The organism is Actinophytocola sp. NPDC049390 (assembly GCF_044466355.1).
Lineage (GTDB): Bacteria > Actinomycetota > Actinomycetes > Mycobacteriales > Pseudonocardiaceae > Actinophytocola.
On record NZ_JBITMQ010000013.1, the window covers coordinates 262,133 to 278,242 of the forward strand.

General features: G+C 70.3%; 23 protein-coding genes and 2 tRNA genes. 19 read left to right on the top strand and 6 right to left on the bottom strand.

Going from position 1 to position 16,110, the window contains the following annotated elements; all coding sequences use genetic code 11:
* Positions 1 to 32: 32 nt before the first annotated feature.
* Genes dnaG through ACIBVP_RS32805 form a run of 3 tightly spaced genes read left to right on the top strand, consistent with a single transcriptional unit; the run spans position 33 to position 3,262 of the window.
* Positions 33 to 1,934, top strand: a complete 1,902-nt coding sequence (gene dnaG / locus ACIBVP_RS32795) for a DNA primase (protein WP_396110287.1) — start codon at positions 33 to 35, stop codon at positions 1,932 to 1,934.
* Positions 1,931 to 2,464, top strand: a complete 534-nt coding sequence (locus ACIBVP_RS32800) for a hypothetical protein (protein ID WP_396110288.1) — start codon at positions 1,931 to 1,933, stop codon at positions 2,462 to 2,464. The genes dnaG and ACIBVP_RS32800 overlap by 4 nt, the downstream gene beginning before the upstream one ends.
* Positions 2,465 to 2,497: 33 nt before the next feature.
* Positions 2,498 to 3,262 carry a trans-aconitate 2-methyltransferase gene (locus tag ACIBVP_RS32805; protein WP_396110289.1) on the top strand — a complete coding sequence of 255 codons (765 nt, stop codon included), beginning with the start codon at positions 2,498 to 2,500 and terminating at the stop codon, positions 3,260 to 3,262.
* A 15-nt stretch (positions 3,263 to 3,277) separates the two neighbouring features.
* Here the strand turns inward: ACIBVP_RS32805 and ACIBVP_RS32810 are convergent, their stop codons facing one another.
* Positions 3,278 to 4,984, bottom strand: a complete 1,707-nt coding sequence (locus tag ACIBVP_RS32810; RefSeq protein ID WP_396110388.1) for a protein kinase — start codon at positions 4,982 to 4,984, stop codon at positions 3,278 to 3,280.
* A 114-nt stretch (positions 4,985 to 5,098) separates the two neighbouring features.
* Positions 5,099 to 7,267, bottom strand: coding sequence for an MMPL family transporter (locus ACIBVP_RS32815; protein WP_396110290.1), 2,169 nt, complete (start codon positions 7,265 to 7,267; stop codon positions 5,099 to 5,101).
* Between the two features lie 135 nt (positions 7,268 to 7,402).
* On the opposite strand from ACIBVP_RS32815, the gene ACIBVP_RS32820 reads away from it, so the two are divergent.
* Positions 7,403 to 7,987 carry a TetR/AcrR family transcriptional regulator gene (locus ACIBVP_RS32820; protein WP_396110291.1) on the top strand — a complete coding sequence of 195 codons (585 nt, stop codon included), beginning with the start codon at positions 7,403 to 7,405 and terminating at the stop codon, positions 7,985 to 7,987.
* Between the two features lie 39 nt (positions 7,988 to 8,026).
* Positions 8,027 to 8,911, top strand: coding sequence for an SMP-30/gluconolactonase/LRE family protein (locus ACIBVP_RS32825; protein ID WP_396110292.1), 885 nt, complete (start codon positions 8,027 to 8,029; stop codon positions 8,909 to 8,911).
* 104 nt (positions 8,912 to 9,015) lie between these two features.
* Here the strand turns inward: ACIBVP_RS32825 and ACIBVP_RS32830 are convergent, their stop codons facing one another.
* Positions 9,016 to 9,315 (bottom strand): hypothetical protein, encoded by a 300-nt coding sequence (locus tag ACIBVP_RS32830; RefSeq protein ID WP_396110293.1) that lies wholly within the window; start codon positions 9,313 to 9,315, stop codon positions 9,016 to 9,018.
* Between the two features lie 100 nt (positions 9,316 to 9,415).
* Positions 9,416 to 9,488, bottom strand: a tRNA-Asn gene (locus ACIBVP_RS32835).
* 137 nt (positions 9,489 to 9,625) lie between these two features.
* Here ACIBVP_RS32835 and ACIBVP_RS32840 point away from each other — a divergent pair.
* The 4 genes from ACIBVP_RS32840 (at position 9,626) to ACIBVP_RS32855 (ending at position 11,981) form a co-directional block, all read left to right on the top strand.
* Entirely contained in the window at positions 9,626 to 9,862 is a 237-nt protein-coding gene (locus ACIBVP_RS32840) for a hypothetical protein (protein WP_396110294.1), read from the top strand.
* On the top strand, positions 9,837 to 10,832 hold the full coding sequence (add, locus tag ACIBVP_RS32845) for an adenosine deaminase (RefSeq protein WP_396110295.1): 996 nt from the start codon (positions 9,837 to 9,839) through the stop codon (positions 10,830 to 10,832). Before ACIBVP_RS32840 ends, add begins: the two co-directional genes overlap by 26 nt.
* Positions 10,833 to 10,856: 24 nt before the next feature.
* Positions 10,857 to 10,930 (top strand) — tRNA-Ile (locus ACIBVP_RS32850).
* A 76-nt stretch (positions 10,931 to 11,006) separates the two neighbouring features.
* Positions 11,007 to 11,981 (top strand): tyrosine-type recombinase/integrase, encoded by a 975-nt coding sequence (locus ACIBVP_RS32855; RefSeq protein ID WP_396110297.1) that lies wholly within the window; start codon positions 11,007 to 11,009, stop codon positions 11,979 to 11,981.
* On the opposite strand, the gene ACIBVP_RS32860 is transcribed toward ACIBVP_RS32855, so the two are convergent.
* Complete coding sequence (locus ACIBVP_RS32860; protein WP_396110298.1) at positions 11,978 to 12,361, bottom strand: hypothetical protein; 384 nt, start codon at positions 12,359 to 12,361, stop codon at positions 11,978 to 11,980. The genes ACIBVP_RS32855 and ACIBVP_RS32860 overlap by 4 nt on opposite strands.
* A 122-nt stretch (positions 12,362 to 12,483) precedes the next feature.
* Positions 12,484 to 12,915 carry a helix-turn-helix domain-containing protein gene (locus ACIBVP_RS32865; RefSeq protein ID WP_396110299.1) on the bottom strand — a complete coding sequence of 144 codons (432 nt, stop codon included), beginning with the start codon at positions 12,913 to 12,915 and terminating at the stop codon, positions 12,484 to 12,486.
* 139 nt (positions 12,916 to 13,054) lie between these two features.
* Between ACIBVP_RS32865 and ACIBVP_RS32870 the strand changes: the two genes are divergently transcribed.
* The 10 genes from ACIBVP_RS32870 to ACIBVP_RS32915 all read left to right on the top strand — a co-directional run bounded on the left by ACIBVP_RS32870 (position 13,055) and on the right by ACIBVP_RS32915 (position 16,068).
* Positions 13,055 to 13,246: a hypothetical protein gene (locus tag ACIBVP_RS32870; RefSeq protein ID WP_396110300.1), complete on the top strand. Its 192-nt coding sequence runs from the start codon at positions 13,055 to 13,057 to the stop codon at positions 13,244 to 13,246.
* A gap of 498 nt (positions 13,247 to 13,744) precedes the next feature.
* Entirely contained in the window at positions 13,745 to 14,059 is a 315-nt protein-coding gene (locus tag ACIBVP_RS32875; protein ID WP_396110301.1) for a hypothetical protein, read from the top strand.
* Positions 14,056 to 14,247 carry a hypothetical protein gene (locus tag ACIBVP_RS32880; RefSeq protein WP_396110302.1) on the top strand — a complete coding sequence of 64 codons (192 nt, stop codon included), beginning with the start codon at positions 14,056 to 14,058 and terminating at the stop codon, positions 14,245 to 14,247. The genes ACIBVP_RS32875 and ACIBVP_RS32880 overlap by 4 nt, the downstream gene beginning before the upstream one ends.
* Positions 14,244 to 14,495 (top strand): hypothetical protein, encoded by a 252-nt coding sequence (locus ACIBVP_RS32885; RefSeq protein WP_396110303.1) that lies wholly within the window; start codon positions 14,244 to 14,246, stop codon positions 14,493 to 14,495. The genes ACIBVP_RS32880 and ACIBVP_RS32885 overlap by 4 nt, the downstream gene beginning before the upstream one ends.
* Before the next feature lies 1 nt (position 14,496).
* Positions 14,497 to 14,670 (top strand): hypothetical protein, encoded by a 174-nt coding sequence (locus tag ACIBVP_RS32890; protein ID WP_396110304.1) that lies wholly within the window; start codon positions 14,497 to 14,499, stop codon positions 14,668 to 14,670.
* Between the two features lie 2 nt (positions 14,671 to 14,672).
* Entirely contained in the window at positions 14,673 to 14,852 is a 180-nt protein-coding gene (locus ACIBVP_RS32895; protein ID WP_396110305.1) for a hypothetical protein, read from the top strand.
* 58 nt (positions 14,853 to 14,910) lie between these two features.
* On the top strand, positions 14,911 to 15,174 hold the full coding sequence (locus ACIBVP_RS32900; RefSeq protein ID WP_396110390.1) for a hypothetical protein: 264 nt from the start codon (positions 14,911 to 14,913) through the stop codon (positions 15,172 to 15,174).
* Positions 15,171 to 15,377 (top strand): hypothetical protein, encoded by a 207-nt coding sequence (locus ACIBVP_RS32905; protein ID WP_396110306.1) that lies wholly within the window; start codon positions 15,171 to 15,173, stop codon positions 15,375 to 15,377. The genes ACIBVP_RS32900 and ACIBVP_RS32905 overlap by 4 nt, the downstream gene beginning before the upstream one ends.
* Positions 15,374 to 15,712 carry a hypothetical protein gene (locus ACIBVP_RS32910; protein ID WP_396110307.1) on the top strand — a complete coding sequence of 113 codons (339 nt, stop codon included), beginning with the start codon at positions 15,374 to 15,376 and terminating at the stop codon, positions 15,710 to 15,712. The genes ACIBVP_RS32905 and ACIBVP_RS32910 overlap by 4 nt, the downstream gene beginning before the upstream one ends.
* On the top strand, positions 15,709 to 16,068 hold the full coding sequence (locus ACIBVP_RS32915; protein WP_396110308.1) for a hypothetical protein: 360 nt from the start codon (positions 15,709 to 15,711) through the stop codon (positions 16,066 to 16,068). Before ACIBVP_RS32910 ends, ACIBVP_RS32915 begins: the two co-directional genes overlap by 4 nt.
* The last annotated feature ends 42 nt before the right edge of the window (positions 16,069 to 16,110 follow it).

Genomic DNA, 16,110 nt, shown 5'->3' on the forward strand with positions numbered 1-16,110 from the left:
ACTGTCGGTCCGGACGCCTAGACTCGGACAACGTGGCAGGACGGATCCGGGAAAGCGACATCGCCGCGGTCCGAGACCGCAACCGAATCGACGACATCGTCGGCGAGTACGTGTCGCTGCGCCGAGCCGGTGGCGGCGCGTTGAAGGGCCTGTGCCCGTTCCACGACGAGAAGACACCGTCGTTCAACGTGCGGCCCACCCACGGCACCTTCCACTGCTTCGGCTGCGGCGAGGGCGGCGACGTCATCGCCTTCCTCATGAAGATCGACCACCTGAGCTTCGTCGAGGCGGTCGAGCGGCTCGCGGAACGCAGTGGCATTCAGCTGACCTACGAAGGCGGCGCACCCAGCCGCCAGCGCGACCGGGGCACCCGCACGCGGCTCATCGACGCCCACCGCGCGGCCGCCGAGTTCTACGCCGAGCAGCTCACCACCCCCGACGCGGTCAAGGCCCGGGAGTTCCTCGCCGAGCGCGGGTTCGACCAGGCCGCGGCCGTGCAGTTCGGCTGCGGGTACGCGCCCGCGGGCTGGGACAAGCTCACCAAGCACCTCCTCGGCCGCGGCTTCGACATGCAGGAGCTGATCAAGGGCGGGCTGTCCCGCGAGGGCAGGCAGGGGCCGATCGACCGGTTCCACCGCCGTCTGCTGTGGCCGATCAAGGACCTCGGCGGCGACGTCGTCGGGTTCGGCGCGCGCAGGCTCTACGACGACGACCAGATCCAGGCCAAGTACCTGAACACGTCCGAGAGCCCGATCTACAAGAAGTCGCAGGTGCTGTTCGGGCTCGACCTCGCCAAGCGGGAGATCGCGCGGCGCCACCAGGTCGTGGTCGTCGAGGGCTACACCGACGTGATGGCGATGCACCTCGCGGGCGTGCTCACCGCCGTCGCGTCCTGTGGCACCGCGTTCGGCGCCGAGCACATCACGGTGCTGCGCAGACTGCTGATGGACGACGACGCGTTCCGCGGCGAGGTGATCTACACCTTCGACGGCGACGAGGCGGGCCAGAAGGCGGCGCTCAAGGCGTTCGACGAGGACCAGAAGTTCGCCGCGCAGACGTTCATCGCGATCGCACCGGACGGGCAGGACCCGTGTGAGCTGCGGCAGGCCAAGGGCGACGTCGCGGTGCGTGACCTGGTCGCCCGGCGCCGACCGCTGTTCGAGTTCGCCATCAAGACCGAACTGGGGTCGCACAACCTCGACAACGCCGAGGGCCGCGTCGAGGCGCTGCGGCGGACCGTCCCGATGGTGGCGCGGATCAAGGAGATGGCGCTGCGGGACGAGTACGCGCGCCAGCTCGCGGGCTGGGTCGGCTGGGAGGACGTGGCGACCGTCGTGCGCCGGGTCCGGGAGACCGCGGGCGGCGGGCAGGCGCCCGCGCGGCGGGCCACCAGACCGGTCGACCCGGGGCAGGGCGCGCTCGCGGTCGACGTCGACGGGCCGCCGCGGCCGAACCCGCGCGACCCGCAGCTGCACGTCCAGCGCGAGGTGATCAAGCTGGCGCTGCAGGAACCGGCGTTCGCGGGGCCCATGTACGACGCGCTGCCGCAGGAGGTGTTCACGCATCCCGCCTACGCCGAGCTGCACCGGTCGGTGCTGAAGGCGGGCGGCACGGCGAGCGGCCTCGCCGGCGCGGAGCTGATCGACGCGGTGGTGAAGTGCTGCGAGTCGGGCATCGGCCGCAACCTGGTCACCGAGCTGGCCGTGGAACCCATTCCCACCAGGCAGAACATGATCGAGCGGTACGCCGCGGGCATGCTCGCCGCGCTCCAGCGGCAGCTGCTCGCCGGGCAGATCGCGGACATCAAGTCGCGGCTGCAGCGGCTGTCGCCGATCGAGGAACCGGACGAGGCGCGTGCGCTGTGGGGTGACCTCGTCGCACTGGAGCAGTACTACAAGGCGCTGGGGGAGCAGGCAGCCGGAGGCATGGCGTGAGCGTGTTGCGCAAACTGCTCGACAAGGTGATCGGCGACGGGACGCCCGCCGGGTTCACCGGCACCCTCGAGAAGGACGAGAGCGTCGCCGAGACGGCCGAGGTCCGCGGCGGCGGCCACCTCCTGGCGACGTCGCTGGGCCTGTGGGTGCCGGCCGAGGACGGGTACCGGCGCATCGGCTGGCACCTGCTCAGCAAGGTGACGTGGGGCGACGGCGTGCTGGTGGTCATCGAGGCCGACGAGACGGGGGAGGCGGGCGACGCGGTCCTGCTGACCGACCGGGCGCCGCGCCGGTACCCACTGGTCGATCCGGGCAAGCTGCCGCACGCCGTGCACCGCCGCGTGACCGAGTCGATCAGGTCGCGCCACCATCGGGACCTGCCGGGCGGGGGCGCGTGGTTCGTGCAGCGGAAGGTGCCGGGCCGCGACGGCATCGTGCTGCAGGTCAGGGCCGACCCGGGCACCGACGGGGACGCCGTGCGGACGGTCGCGGCGGAGGTGGCCGTCAAGATCCGGGAAGCGCTACAGTAACAGTACGTACGTACGGTTTGCTGGAGGCGTGCTGTGTGGGACCCCTCGAAGTACCTGGCGTTCGCCGACCACCGCTCGCGCCCGTTCTTCGACCTCGTCGGCCGGATCACCGCCGAGGCGCCGCGCCGGGTCGTGGACCTGGGCTGCGGGCCGGGCAACCTGACCGAGACGCTCGCGCTGCGGTGGCCGTCGGCGACGGTCGAGGCGTCGGACTCGTCACCGGAGATGGTCGCGGCGGCGCGGCAACGGGGGATCGACGCGACCGTGGCGGACGTGCGGGACTGGCAGCCGTCACCGGACACCGACGTGGTCGTGTCGAACGCCGTGTTGCAGTGGGTGCCAGGACACGAGGAACTGCTGGCGAGCTGGGTGCCGCGGCTGCCGCCGGGGGCGTGGCTCGCGTTCCAGGTGCCGGGCAACTTCGGCGCCCCGTCCCACGTCCGGGTGCGTGCGCTGGCCGCGACGCCGCGGTGGCGGGACCGTCTCGAGTCGGTGGTGTTGCGTGAGGACGACGCGGTGCTCGACCCCGAGGGCTACGCGAGCCTGCTGTCCGACGCCGGATGTGCCGTCGACGCCTGGGAGACCACCTACGTGCAGCGGCTGACCGGCGACGACCCCGTGCTGGAATGGGTGACGGGCACGGCACTGCGGCCGATCAGGACCGCTCTGTCCGATGAGGACTGGGCGGAGTTCCGGTCGGAGCTGGCGCCCGTGCTGCGCACCGAGTACCCGCGACGCGCGGACGGCACGACCTGGTTCCCGTTCCGGCGGGTGTTCGTCGTGGCGCGGGTTCCCTAGGGAAAGACACAACGGTCAGCGGCGGCGGATGCAGATCGTGTAGTTGAGGTACTCGCCCCACGCGCCGTTGTCCTCCCAGCCGTGCCAGCCGTCCGAGCCGCACAGGCTCGGGTCGAACGTGTCGGAGTCGTAGCCGGACACGTAGTGGGTCGCGTTGTCGCAGTCGGTGAACGTGGGGTCGGTGTCGTCGCCGGAGCCGACCAGCACGAGGCAGTGGTTCATCCGGGCGTAGGCGCCGTCGTTGCCGTACCGGAAGGTCATGCACACCCGCGTGGACAGGTCCGGGTCGTCCTCCTCCCGGTAGGTGCTGAGCCGCACCCGCACGTCGTCACCGCAGTCGTCGTGGGTGGACGTGCCGTGGAGGACGGTGAGCACCTCGAACACGTAGTCCTCGCACGGGACGACCTCCCACGGGGTGTCCGGGTCCTCGGCCCAGGCGCAGTCGCCCTCGTCGGCGTCGTAGACGGAGTCGTACTCCTCCTCCTCGGTGGTCGTTTCCTCGGTGTACTCGGGGGACGGCTCGTCGGTGGTGGTCGTCTCCTCCTCGGTCGTGGTGTCCGTGGTCTCGTCGCTGTAGGCGTAGGTCGGCGTGTCCTCGGTCGTGGTCGTCGACGACGAGTCCGCGCTGCTGTCGGTGTCCCGCTCGGGCCACAGCGCCCACACCACGAGGCAGGCGATGACCACGAACCCGGCGACGGCGGCCCAGATCGGCCCGGCCGGGTTGGTGGCGCGGGGCCGCGCCACGGCGACCGGCTCCGGGGGCAGGTGCCGAGTGACGGCCATCGTCACCGGGTCGTGCGGAACGGCGACGGTCTCGTCGTCCCTCGGCGCTGACAGGAGGGCGGCGACCTCGGCTTCCTGGTGCGTGATCAGGTCGTGCACCGGCCGCGGCCACGGCTTCGTGGCCGGGGTGATCAGGGGCGCGAGGTCTTCGAGCAACCCGGCAGGCGTCGGCCGCTCCGCCGGGTCCTTGGCGAGGCAACGCTCGACGACGCCGCGCACCTCGTCGGGGACCGCGCTCAGGTCGGGCTGGGAGTGCACGACGTTGTACAGCGTCTGCGGGGTCGACGGCCCGACGAACGGGCCCTTGCCGGTGCACGCGAGGAACAGCACGCAACCGAGGGAGAAGACGTCGCTGGCCGAGGTCAGCGCACCGCCCTCCGCCTGCTCGGGGGACATGAAGCCCGGCGAGCCGATCAGCCAGCCGGTGTGCGTGATCTCGCTGCCGCCTTCGCTGTCGGCGGCGCGCGCGATGCCGAAGTCGATCACCCGTGGGCCGTCGGCGGACAGCAGCACGTTGGACGGCTTCAGATCGCGGTGCACCAGGCCCGCGCCGTGCACGTCCACCAGCGCCGCGGCCAGCCCGGCCGCGAGGCGCACCGCGGCGTCCGCGGGCAGCGGGCCGGCCTGCGCGATCACGTCGGCCAGCGACGGTCCCGGCACGAACACCGACGCCAGCCACGGGGTCGGCGCGTCGGCGTCCGCGTCGACCACGGCCGCGGTGTAGGCACCGGACACCCTGCGGGACGCGGACACCTCACGGCGGAACCGGGACCGGAAGTCCTCGTCCTCGACCAGCTGCGCGCGCACCAGCTTGACGGCCACCAGCCGTCCGTCGGGGCCGGTGCCCAGCAGCACCCGGCCCATCCCGCCCCGGCCCAGCTCGGCCAGGATCCGGTAGCGCCCGATCTCCCTCGGGTCCGACGCACCCAGCGCTTTGATCACGTTTCCTCCGTAGCGACAAGCTCCGGGGAGAACGCTAGGGACGGCACATGAGGTTCTTCTGACACGCGAAGGCCCCTCGCGCCGGGTGTGGCACGAGGGGCCGTCGCGTGGTCAGCCGACCGAGACGGGATCTCGTTCACTCGCCGACGGCGGGGGCGGGGCCTGCGCGCGGTCGCCGTGACCCGGCCACCAGGCCGCGTGGCCCAGCAACGCGGTGAGGCTCGGCACCAGGAACATCGACATCACGAACGCCGCGATCAGGATGCCGACGGACACCGCGAAGCCCATCTCCATCAGGAACGAGACGCCGGCCAGCAGCATCGACGCGAACGTGCCCGCGAGGATCACGCCCGCCGCGCCGACGGACGGGCCGCCGTGCTCGACCGCCAGGTCCGCGGCCGTGCGCGGGTCGTTGCCGAGCTTCGCCTCCTCGCGCAGTCGCGCGATCATCAGGATGTTGTAGTCCGTGCCGATCGCCACCACGAACAGGTACACGAGCATCGGCAGCATGAACGACACCCCTGGCCGGTCACCGATGCCCTGGAACACCAGCACGGTCGCGCCCATGGTCGAGAAGAACCCGACGACCACGGCCAGCATCAGGTAGAGCGGCGCCACGATGCTGCGCAGCATCAACCCGAGCACGAGCGCGATCAGCACACCCGCGACCGGGAAGATCACCCACAGGTCCCGGGTGTTGGCGTCCCGGATGTCGGCGAACGCCGAGGTCAGGCCGCCCACCTTCGCCTCGCTGCCGTCCGGCGCCTGCGCGTGCGCCACGTCCCGCAGCTGACCGTCCACGAGGTCCAGCGACTCGTTCGCGTACGGGCTCGTGTCGAGCAGCAGGTCGATCTTGGCGATGTTCCGCTCTTCGTTCAGCGTGGCGGGCTGCCCGGTCGGGCTCGGCATCACGCCGCCGACACCGGGCACGTCGTCCAGCTTCTTCGCGTAGGCGGCGAGCTCCTGCTCGTCGAGCGTGCCGCTGTTCGCCTTCACGTACACCGACGTCGGGTTCAGCGCACCGGACGGGAAGCCGGTCTCCATGTACTCCAGACCGCGCGCGGACTCGGTGTCGCTGGGCAGCTGACCGGTCTGGTCGTAGTCGGTGTCGAACCCGAACATGCCCAGCGCCAGCGCCACCATCACGCCGCCGGACGCGACCGCCACGACCCCGGGACGGCGGCCGGTGAACGTGCCGAGCCGCTGGAACACCGTGCCCTTCGGCGTGCGCTGCCAGGACTTCGACGGCCAGAACACCTTGGTGCCCACCAGGGACACGACCGCGGGCACGAGGGTGACCGACGCGAACGCCATCAGCACCACCGCGATCGACAGGCCCGGCCCGAAGCTCGTGAACGCGCCGAACACCGCCAGCAGCAACGCCATGAACGCGATCACGATGGCCGCCGCCGCGGACGCGATGACCTCGCCGACCCGGGCCACGGCCGCGACGAGCGCGGTCTTCGGGTCGTCCCCGGCCCGAAGCCGTTCGCGGTAGCGGAACAGCAGGAACACGATGTAGTCGGTGCCGACGCCGTACAGCACGATCGTCATCACGATCTGCACCGACTGGTCGACCTGGAAGTCGAACGCCTGCGCCAGCCACGCGACCACCCCCGGTGCGATCGCGCTGACCACGCCGACCGTGACGATCGGCAGCAGCGCGGCGACGGGGCTCCGGTAGATCAGCAGCAACAGGCCGATGATCAGGACGATGGTAGCCGCGCCGACGATCACCAGCGCGGTGTCGAACGCGTCTGCGTTGTCGGCGAACATCGCGACGTCACCGGTGACCGCGTACTCCAGGTCGGTGCCGTCGAACCCGTCGGTGGCCCGCTCGCGGATCTCCTCGATCGCGTCGACGAGCTTCGGATCGTCCCCCATGCCTTCCAGCCCGACGCTGACCAGTTGCACATTCTTGTCGGGGGACAGGAGCTGGTCGCCGGTCATCGCTGCGGTGACCCGGTCGATCCCCGCGTCGGTGAGGTCCTTCGCGAGTGCCCCGATCGCGGTCCGGTCACCCTCGGACAGCGCCTCGCTGTCCTGCCGCTTGACCACGATCGTCGCGCTGGCCTGGTCGGTCCGCCCGAACGACTGCTCGGCCAGTTCGCCCGCCTGCACGGACTCGTAGTCCGCGGGCAGGAAGTTGGCCTGGTCGCGGGTGGTGACGTCGGCGAGCGTCGGCGCGAACGCGACGATCGCGACGGTGATCAGCAGCCATCCCGCGATCACTTTCCACGGGTTGTGCACGACCAGACGCCCCAGTCGTTCGAACATCATGCCTCCCCTGTCGATATGCGGCCCCCGAATCCACGCACCAGTCTACCTGCCGCCCGGTAGATAAGATCGTTTGAGGGGCTCAGCCGGGCGAACGCTAACGTGAGCGGGCTGAGAAACTGCTGAGGAGGAACGCGGATGGACGGGGACACCCGCGAGACGATTCGTGCGGTTGCCCTGGAGCTGTTCTCGGACAAGGGGTTCGAGCAGACCAGCCTACGGGAGATCGCCGAACGTGTCGGGCTGACGAAGGCCTCGCTGTACTACCACTACCCGTCCAAGCAGGCGCTGCTGCTCGCGGTCGTGGATCCGGTGATCACGGGCTGGCGGTCGATCGTCGACGACACGGCGAGGCTCGAACGCAGCCCCGACACCGTGCGATCGGTCGTCGAGCGGTGCCTGGAGGTGTTCCTGCGCAACCGGTCGGTGGCGGGGATCTTCCAGCGTGACGCCGCCGGGGTGGCCGTGGTGCTCGGTTCGCTGTGGGACGACGTGATGGACCTCGGGAAGCGGCTCGTCGCGTGGCTCGCCGGCCCGTCGCCGACGTCCGCGGACCGGTTGCGTGCGATCGCCGCGATGGAGGTGCTCGGCGCGGTCCTGTCCTCGGCGACGTACCAGGACGACGGCGAGTTCACCGACGACGAGATGCGCGCCGTGTTCTCACAGGCGGCGATGGACGTGCTCCGGCTGCCCGTTGAACCCGCCGGGTCCGGTACGCGTTAGTCGGTATGACCCTGTCTCTCCACGCATAGGACTTCTTCGATGTTTCGACGCGTTGGTGTTGTACTGGCCGCCCTGCTCGTGTTCTCACCCGGTCTTGCCGCCGCGGCCCCGGCGTTCCCCACGACGATCGACCTGCCGAACGGGTTCCAGCCGGAGGGCATCGCGATCGGCCCAGGCCCGGTGGCCTACTTCGGGTCGCTGGCCGACGGCGACATCTACCGGGCCGACCTGCGGACCGGTCGCGGGAAGGTGATCAGCGAAGGGCCCGGCACGCCGTCGGTGGGCATGAAGACGGACGCCAAGGGGCGTCTGTACGTCGCGGGCGGCGCCGCCGGGAACGCGCGGGTGGTCGACACGCGTACCGGCACGGTGCTGGCGTCCCACCAGCTGACCACGGCGGCCGCGTTCGTGAACGACGTGGCGCTGGCCGGCGGCTCGGCGTGGTTCACCGACTCGGTGAACCAGCGGCTGTACCGGCTCGATCGCGGCACCGTCACGATGGTCCCGATCACCGGCGACCTGGTCTACGGCACGGGCTTCAACGCCAACGGCATCGCGCCGACGCCGGACGGCGAGGCCCTGCTGGTGGTGCAGTCCAACACGGGCAAGCTGTTCCGCGTGGGCTTCGACGGCCGTTCGACCGAGGTCGCGCTGGACTACACGCTCACGAACGGCGACGGCCTGCTGCTGTCCGGACGGACCCTGTACGTCGTGCAGAACCGGCTGAACACGGTGGCGGTGCTGCACCTCGACCGCCACGCCACGAGCGCGACGCTCACGACCACGCTGACCGACGAGCGGTTCGACGTGCCGACCACGGTCGCCGCGTTCGGGCACCGGCTGTACCTGCCGAACGCCCGCTTCGGCACGACGCCGGGGCCCGACGTGGAGTACCAGGCGGTCGCTGTTCCGGCGCCGCGCTGAGCTTCCGGAGGACCTGCTCGGCTGTCCACTGCACGCGGACGCGCACGTCGTCGCGGTCGACCGCCATGTGGATGGGCCGGTCCCGCGTAGACGCGTCCGCGGGCTCAGGCCTTGCCCGCGACCTCGGCGCGCGCGAGCGCGATCGCGTCGGTCACGCGGCTGCGGGCGACCCCGAGCCTGCGCGCGAGCTCGGAGGCGCCGATGGGTTCCGGACCGGTGGTGTTGGCCTCCAGGAGCGCGTGGCGGCGTTCGTGGGAGAGCACCGCCTTGGTGACCTCGATCAGTTCCTTGGCGGCGCGGGCGCGCTCGACGGGGTCGAAGCCGCGGAGCGCGGTGAGGTCCTGGATCAGTTGTTCAAGGGTCCGGTCAGCCTTGGAGGGACGGCGGCGCTGGGGAGTGGTCATGAACCAACTGTGCTCCCTAGGCAGTGCGATGTCAAACTGCGGGGGAGCGCAGCGTGTCCGCCTACAGAAAACGCCCCAGGTGCGTGACCTGGGGCGGGAGCTCCTCCAGCTGGACTCGAACCAGCAACCCTTCGATTAACAGTCGAATGCTCTGCCAATTGAGCTATGGAGGATCGCCTGCCGGACCCCGTCCGGCGAGAGCTAACTCTAGCGCATGCCGGAACGGGGGTTCGCGCCACCCGGCGATCGGGGCGCGCGTGGGGGAAGATGGAGGGGAAACAGCAGGTCGAGCCATGGGAGGCGAGGACACATGAAGGCGTTCATCCTGGGCGCCGCGGTCGGGTACGTGCTGGGTGCGAAGGCGGGCCGTAGCCGATACGACCAGATCATGCGGACCTACCGCAAGGTCGCCGACCACCCGGCCGTGCAGGGCGCGGCGGGCATCGCGCGGGCCAAGGTCGGTGAGAAGACCGGCCTCGGCAACAAGAGCAAGACGACGGCCCAGCAGAGCAACGGCCGGCGTGAGCCTGCCTACACCCCGTCGTGATCCGCGGGGGCTGCCGAAGGCGCAGCTCCACCTGCACCTGACCGGTGCCATGCGGCCGGCCACGCTCCTCGAGCTGGCCGGCCGCCACGGCATCACGGTGCCCCCGCCACTCCCCGGTGGCGCCGGGACGTGGGCGGCCTTCCAGGACCGCTACGACGCGTCCCGCGCGACGCTCCGCACCCCGGCCGACATCGCACGCGTCATCGCCGAAGCGGCGGCCGACGACGCCGCCGACGGTTGTCGCTGGCTGGAGATCCAGGTCGACCCGACGTCGTACGCGCCCGTGTTCGGCGGACTCGAACCGGTGCTGGAGGCGGTCCTCGCCGGGGCCGCCGCCGCGCCCATCCCGGTCGGCGTGCTGATCGCGTCCAGCTGGCAGCGCCCGCCCGCCCACGCGGAGGCACTCGCCAAGCTGGCCGCCAGGTACGCCCCGCACGGGGTGGTCGGCTTCGGGCTCTCCAACGACGAACGGGGCGTGGACGTCGCCGACTTCGTACCCGCGTTCCGGGTCGCCGCCGACGCCGGGCTCCTGGGGGCGCCGCATTCGGGTTTCTACACCCCGGCCGCGCACGTGCGGTCCTGCGTGGAATTGCTCGGCGCGTCCCGGATCGGCCACGGGACCTCCGCCATCGTCGATCCTTCGGTGGTCGCGCTGCTCGCGGAACGACAGGTGGCGGTGGAGATCTGCCCGACGTCCTACCCGCCGTTCGGCGTGCACGAACTGGCCGCCATCCCCGTGCGCTCGTTCCTGTCGGCCGGGGTGCCGGTGGCGTTGTCGACCGACGATCCCTTGCTGTTCGGGGTCGGGCTGGCGGGGCAGTACGAGATCTGCCGGGACGTGCTCGGGCTGACGGACGCCGAGCTGGCCGCCGTCGCCGCGGGCGGCATCCGGGCCTCGGCCGCCCCGGATTCGTTGAAGAAGACGCTGCTCACCGAGGTCGACGAGTGGCGCTCTTGCGAAAGCAAGTAACCTTTCCGCACACACCGTTCACTGGGGGCGGTAGCTCAGTCGGTTAGAGCAGGGGACTCATAATCCCTTGGCCGTGGGTTCGAGCCCCACCCGCCCCACTGTCAGGTAATACGAAGGGACTCTATCCCGCATACAGCTTGAAGGTCAAGGGATTCGGGCCGTAGACTTCGCCGCATGAGCGACGACGTCGAGCCCCTGCGTCCCCTGATCCAGGACTGGGAGCGACACCTCCGGGCGAAGAACCGTGCGCCCAACACCATCACCACCTACCTACGCAGCGCCGAGGAGTTCGTCGACTACCTCGAGGGGCAGGGCAAGCCCGCGTATGCCGAAGCGCTGGACGCCGCGTCGGGCGGGCACAAGCTCGTCGAGGACTTCATGGTCTACATGCAGGCGCGCCCGCACCGACGCACCGGCAGGCCGATCACCGCGGGCCAGGCGGCCAAGCACTACCGCCAGCTCCAGCAGTTCTGCCGCTGGCTCGACGAGGTGGAAGACCTCATCGCCGTGACGCCGTTCTCGAAGACCTCGCCGCCGTCCATCCCTGACGTGCCGGTGGACGTACTTACCGCCGACCAGCTGCGGGCGCTCGTCGCGGCTGCCGCGGGCAAGGACTTCACCCACCGGCGCGACGAAGCGCTCATCCGGCTGTTCGCCGACACCGGCTGCCGGGCCGACGAGGTCGCGACGCTGCGGCTGGAGCGCGAGGGCCCGGACGGGAAGGTGTCCGACATCGACTTCGACCACGACACCATCCACGTCATGGGTAAGGGCCGGCGCCCGCGGGTCGTGCCGTTCGGGCCCACCACCGGCGAGGCGCTGCGGCGCTACATCCGGGCCCGGCGGCGCCACAGCTGGGCGGGGAGGTCGGATGCGGTCTGGCTGGGCCGCCAGGGGGAGCTGACGGCCGACGGCATCCGGTCGCTCCTGGACCGCCGGGCCGACCAGGCAGGGGTGCCACACGTGCACCCGCACATGTTCCGGCACACCCTCGCCCACCGCTGGCTGGCGGCCGGAGGCCAGGAGCACGACCTCATGCGCGTCATGGGCTGGCGCTCGCGGGAGATGGTCGCGCGGTACGGAGCCTCCGTCGCGGACGAGCGGGCCCGGGACGCGCACCGTCGCCTCGACCTGACGAAGGACCTCTAGTTCCACTCCGGCTGCTGCGCGTCGTCGCGGACCAGGTACAGGTTCGGCCCACCGACTGACCGCACCGGCTGTGCGGCCTGACACGTGTGCCCCTGCGCGGTCTCCAGCCGACGCAGCCGGAACGCGATGTCCGCCAGGTCGTCCTCGGTGCGGTCCTCCAGCGCGTGCGTGCGCCACGCCCAGCAGACGATCGGGCCGATGGTGCACGTGATGACCAGAAAGGTCAGGGCTGCCGAGAACACGAAGCCTTGGACCTTATCGGTCTCGACGACGCGTGTCAGCCAGAACAGCATCAGGGTCGCCGCGCCGGGGAGGGCGGTGGCGGACACCCACACACGGGCGGGTGCGGCGGCGCGGCGGGGGAGAGCGGTAGTCGGCATTGATCAGTCCCCACGAACGGTCGTTGATTTACGAACAATCCTTTGTGGAGAGCTATCCATGACGATCTACGCAGAGTTACTGCCGTGACCAATCTGAAACGTTACTTCCTGGTAGGCGCAGGCTATGACGCGGATGCACTACCACGCAGGGTAGCGTCCTCGTCGCGCATCTGTTCGATAACCGCCCAGAACGCCGTTGCCCCCAGGCGCTGACGGATCTGCCGGAGCTGGATTGCCGGGTCGTCAGCGTCGGCGGCCGTGATCGGGGTGTAACCCGGCGCCCGGAATGCCGGCGGCTGCCCGGCCACAACCGCCCTCGGGTCCACGGGCGTGGGCTCACGGGCCTCGTCGATCGCTGCGATGCTGCCCAGCGCCCACTGGAGCGCGGCCTCCACGTTGCGGATCGTCTTCGGGTAGCTGTCGCCGCCGCGCCGAATGCTCAACAGGGTGTTCTTGGAGACGCCCGCGGCCTGAGCCACCTCGTCCCAGCTCAGGCCCAGCTGTTTGCGGCGTTCGTCCATGAGTATGTCTCGCGAGGGGAGTCGCTTCGGCATGCGCCCAGTCTAGGCCCTCTCTGTGTGAAGTCTATACCCACCGTGTGCATCGCAATACGGGCCGACATCGTGAGGGGTCTTTCCAAGATTTTCGCAGAGCGGGTTGACTTTACGCGCAGACTGAACCTAGATTGAACTCATGCAAGCAACAGCCCCGGCCAAGCCGGTCACCGCGGAGGAGATCCTCGCCGAGTACGAGGTCACCCTCCCGGCCCGGGCGGCCAAGGAGACGTGCTCCTACTGCGGCGGCAGCGGCACCGTCCAGGTGTCCGACGACCGTCGCGACGGCGACACCACCTGCCCCTCGTGCGGCGGCACGGGCGAGCACTGATGACCAGCGACCGGGCCCGCGGTGCCGACGGCATGGTGCCGCTCGTCCAGCGCCCGCCGCGCCCGCGGGTCCGGTCGCCCCAAAACACGCCACAGATCGGAGTCCGCTGTGACTGAATCCGAGATACAGGACTACTGGCGGTCCTTCGAGGACCACCTACGGCCTGTGGCGCCCGAACCGCCCGAGCTGGTGGACGTGGACTGGCACACCGCGTTCGAGTAATCCCCCAACCGTCCCGAGTTGATCGACCCATCTCCTGGGTCTATTCGGGCTGCCCAAAACCTCACAGCTCCCTCGCTATCAGCGCTCGCCGGCTAGGACCCGGGTCGACGCGGAGGGGTACCGCATAGCTCGCAAGAGCAGCGCAGCGGGTCGACGCACCGAATATCGCCCGCACCCTCCGTCAGCGCTAGGAAGCCAGCCGTCCACACCGGACGGCACGGGGTTCGATTCCCCCTGACGGATCGCATTCCCTTTCGCAAACGAATCGAGTCCGTCATGAACATCCTCGCCAGCACCGCCTACCGGGGCCGGACCCTCGAAGTCGCCGAGGAGACCCGCCTTCGCGACGCCACCGACGAGCACGGCAACGAGGTCCTCATCAGCACCGGCCGCCGCCACATCCTCGTCAACGGCACCCGGCAGTTCGGCTTCGACCGCGACACCGACCCGGAGTTCATCCTCGCCGAGGCCCGCCGCTACATCGACGCCGCCGACATGGCCGCCGAGCGCAACGCCCAGCTGGCCGCGGCCGGGGGCTACGTGCCCACGCGTGACGCCCACTTCGCCTCCAGCTGGAGGGCCGCGGCGTGAAATGCGACCGACCGAAGTGCAACAAGCAGACGACGGGCGACGCCCTCTACTGCTCCGACCGCTGCTTCGACCTGGACAACGACCCGACACCCATCACGGTGCTGGCCCGAAACAAGGCGGGCGGTTTCGGCCGCGATCTCCAGTGGCAGGTGCCGGATGCCGTCATCCTCCCGGCGGTGGCCGAATGAGCCTGCACGACATCTTCGACCTCGGCGACGACCGCTACACCGCGCAGGTCGTGCCCGACGCCTACCCCGCCCAGCCGCAGCCCCGGCTCAGCAACTGGTCCGCCGAGGACCGCGAGGCGTTCTGCGGGGAGTACCCCGAGGAGCGGCTGCACCACTACGGCCCGGACCCCGGACATGGCGGACTGACCCGGCACATCGGAAGCCGGAAGAACTGCTCAGGGCCGGACTGCGACGACGAGGCGGCCTGACGTGTTCACCCCCGAGGACATCGCCGACCTGCACCGCGCCGCCGAGATCGTCCAGGCCGTCGCCGACCGCCACCACACCGCCGACCTCCGCGCGGTCTCCGCCCTCTGCTCGGCCCTCCAGGAACTCCGCCTGTCCGAGCGCTACGACGCCAACCCCACGACCACAAGGAGATGACCATGGCCAAGTTCGGCGGCTTCTTCTTCGCCCACGAGCACGAGAAGGACAACCGGCAGCTCGACTCCGAGATCCAGGAGGTCAACGCCGAGATCCGCAAGCGGACCAACAACGGCCTCGACTGCGAGGACCAGGAGGCCCGGCTGCAGAACCTCTACGACGCGAAGCACAGGAAGAACTGATGGGCTACGCGATCATCTTCCTCGTCGCCCTGCTCCTGGTCTGCGCGGTGTCGTCGTGATGGACATGACCCCCGAGGCCATCTCCGAGCGGAGCCTCCGCGCCCGGCTCGCGGCGCACGCCCGTTGGGCCAACACCCCCGACCGCGCCGCCGCGACGGCCGCCGCCCGGCAGGCCAACCTCGACCGGTTCGAGAAGCAGGTCGCCGACGCGCATCCCGACCTCGACCCCGCCACCGTCGCGAAGCTCGCCGACAACGCGAAGACCGCGCACTACACCCGCATGGCCCTGGCGTCGGCTCGGGCAAGGAAGAAGGCGTCATGAGCACGCAGACCCAGACGCTGCCGGAGCAGATGACCGAGACCGACTGGGACGAGGGTCTCGTGCACGTCTTCTGCGACTGCGACGAGAACGTGTCGATGTGTGGGGCTCCGCTGACGGGTCCGATCATCGACCACCCGACGGACGACGACTGCCCGCTGTGCGTGCTGATCGAGGACGACCCGTGCCCGAGGTGCGGACTGTGACCGACCAGAAGCCCCCGCCCACGCGGGTCACCCCCGACCCGGACAGCCGGCTGGCCCGCCTCGTCGCCGAGCGCGCGGCCCTCGCCCCGGCCGTGTCCGACGCCAAGAAGCGCCTCAAGGAGATCGAGGACGCCATCAAGGTCGAGCTGACCAACGCCGCCCCGGACTCCGCGAACACCGTCGCGACCGTCCCCGGGTGCAAGCCCGTCCGCCTGGCCTGGCAGCCCCGCCCGCAGTTCCAGGAGAGGCGGTTCAAGGAAGCCCACCCCGAGCTGGCGCGGCAGTTCACCGACCAGGACGCCGGGTTCTGGAGCCTGAGAGAGGTGTCGACGTGACGATCTTCAACGCGTACAACGAGTTCACCGGGGCCCGCAGCAAGGCCGTTCTGTCCGAGGTCTGGCACGAACGCATCCGGCAGGACGAGCGGTGGGGCGAGCAGAACCACCCGGACCTGGACCCGCGCCTACCGCGGCACGTGCCGCTCCGTGACTTCGCGGCCTTCGCCCGGCACTGGAAGGCGGCCAACGAGTACGCAGTCAGCCAAGGCGCAGAGTCCTGGGACGGCATCCTCCTGGAAGAGGTCTACGAGGCGCTGTCCGAAGAGGACCCCGCCAAGCTGCGCGCCGAGCTGATCCAGGTGGCGGCCGTCGCGGTTGCGTGGGTCGAGGCCATCGATCGGAGGTCGGCGTGACCCCGACGTTCTCATGGCTGGTGGCTGGTCCCGCCGAGACGT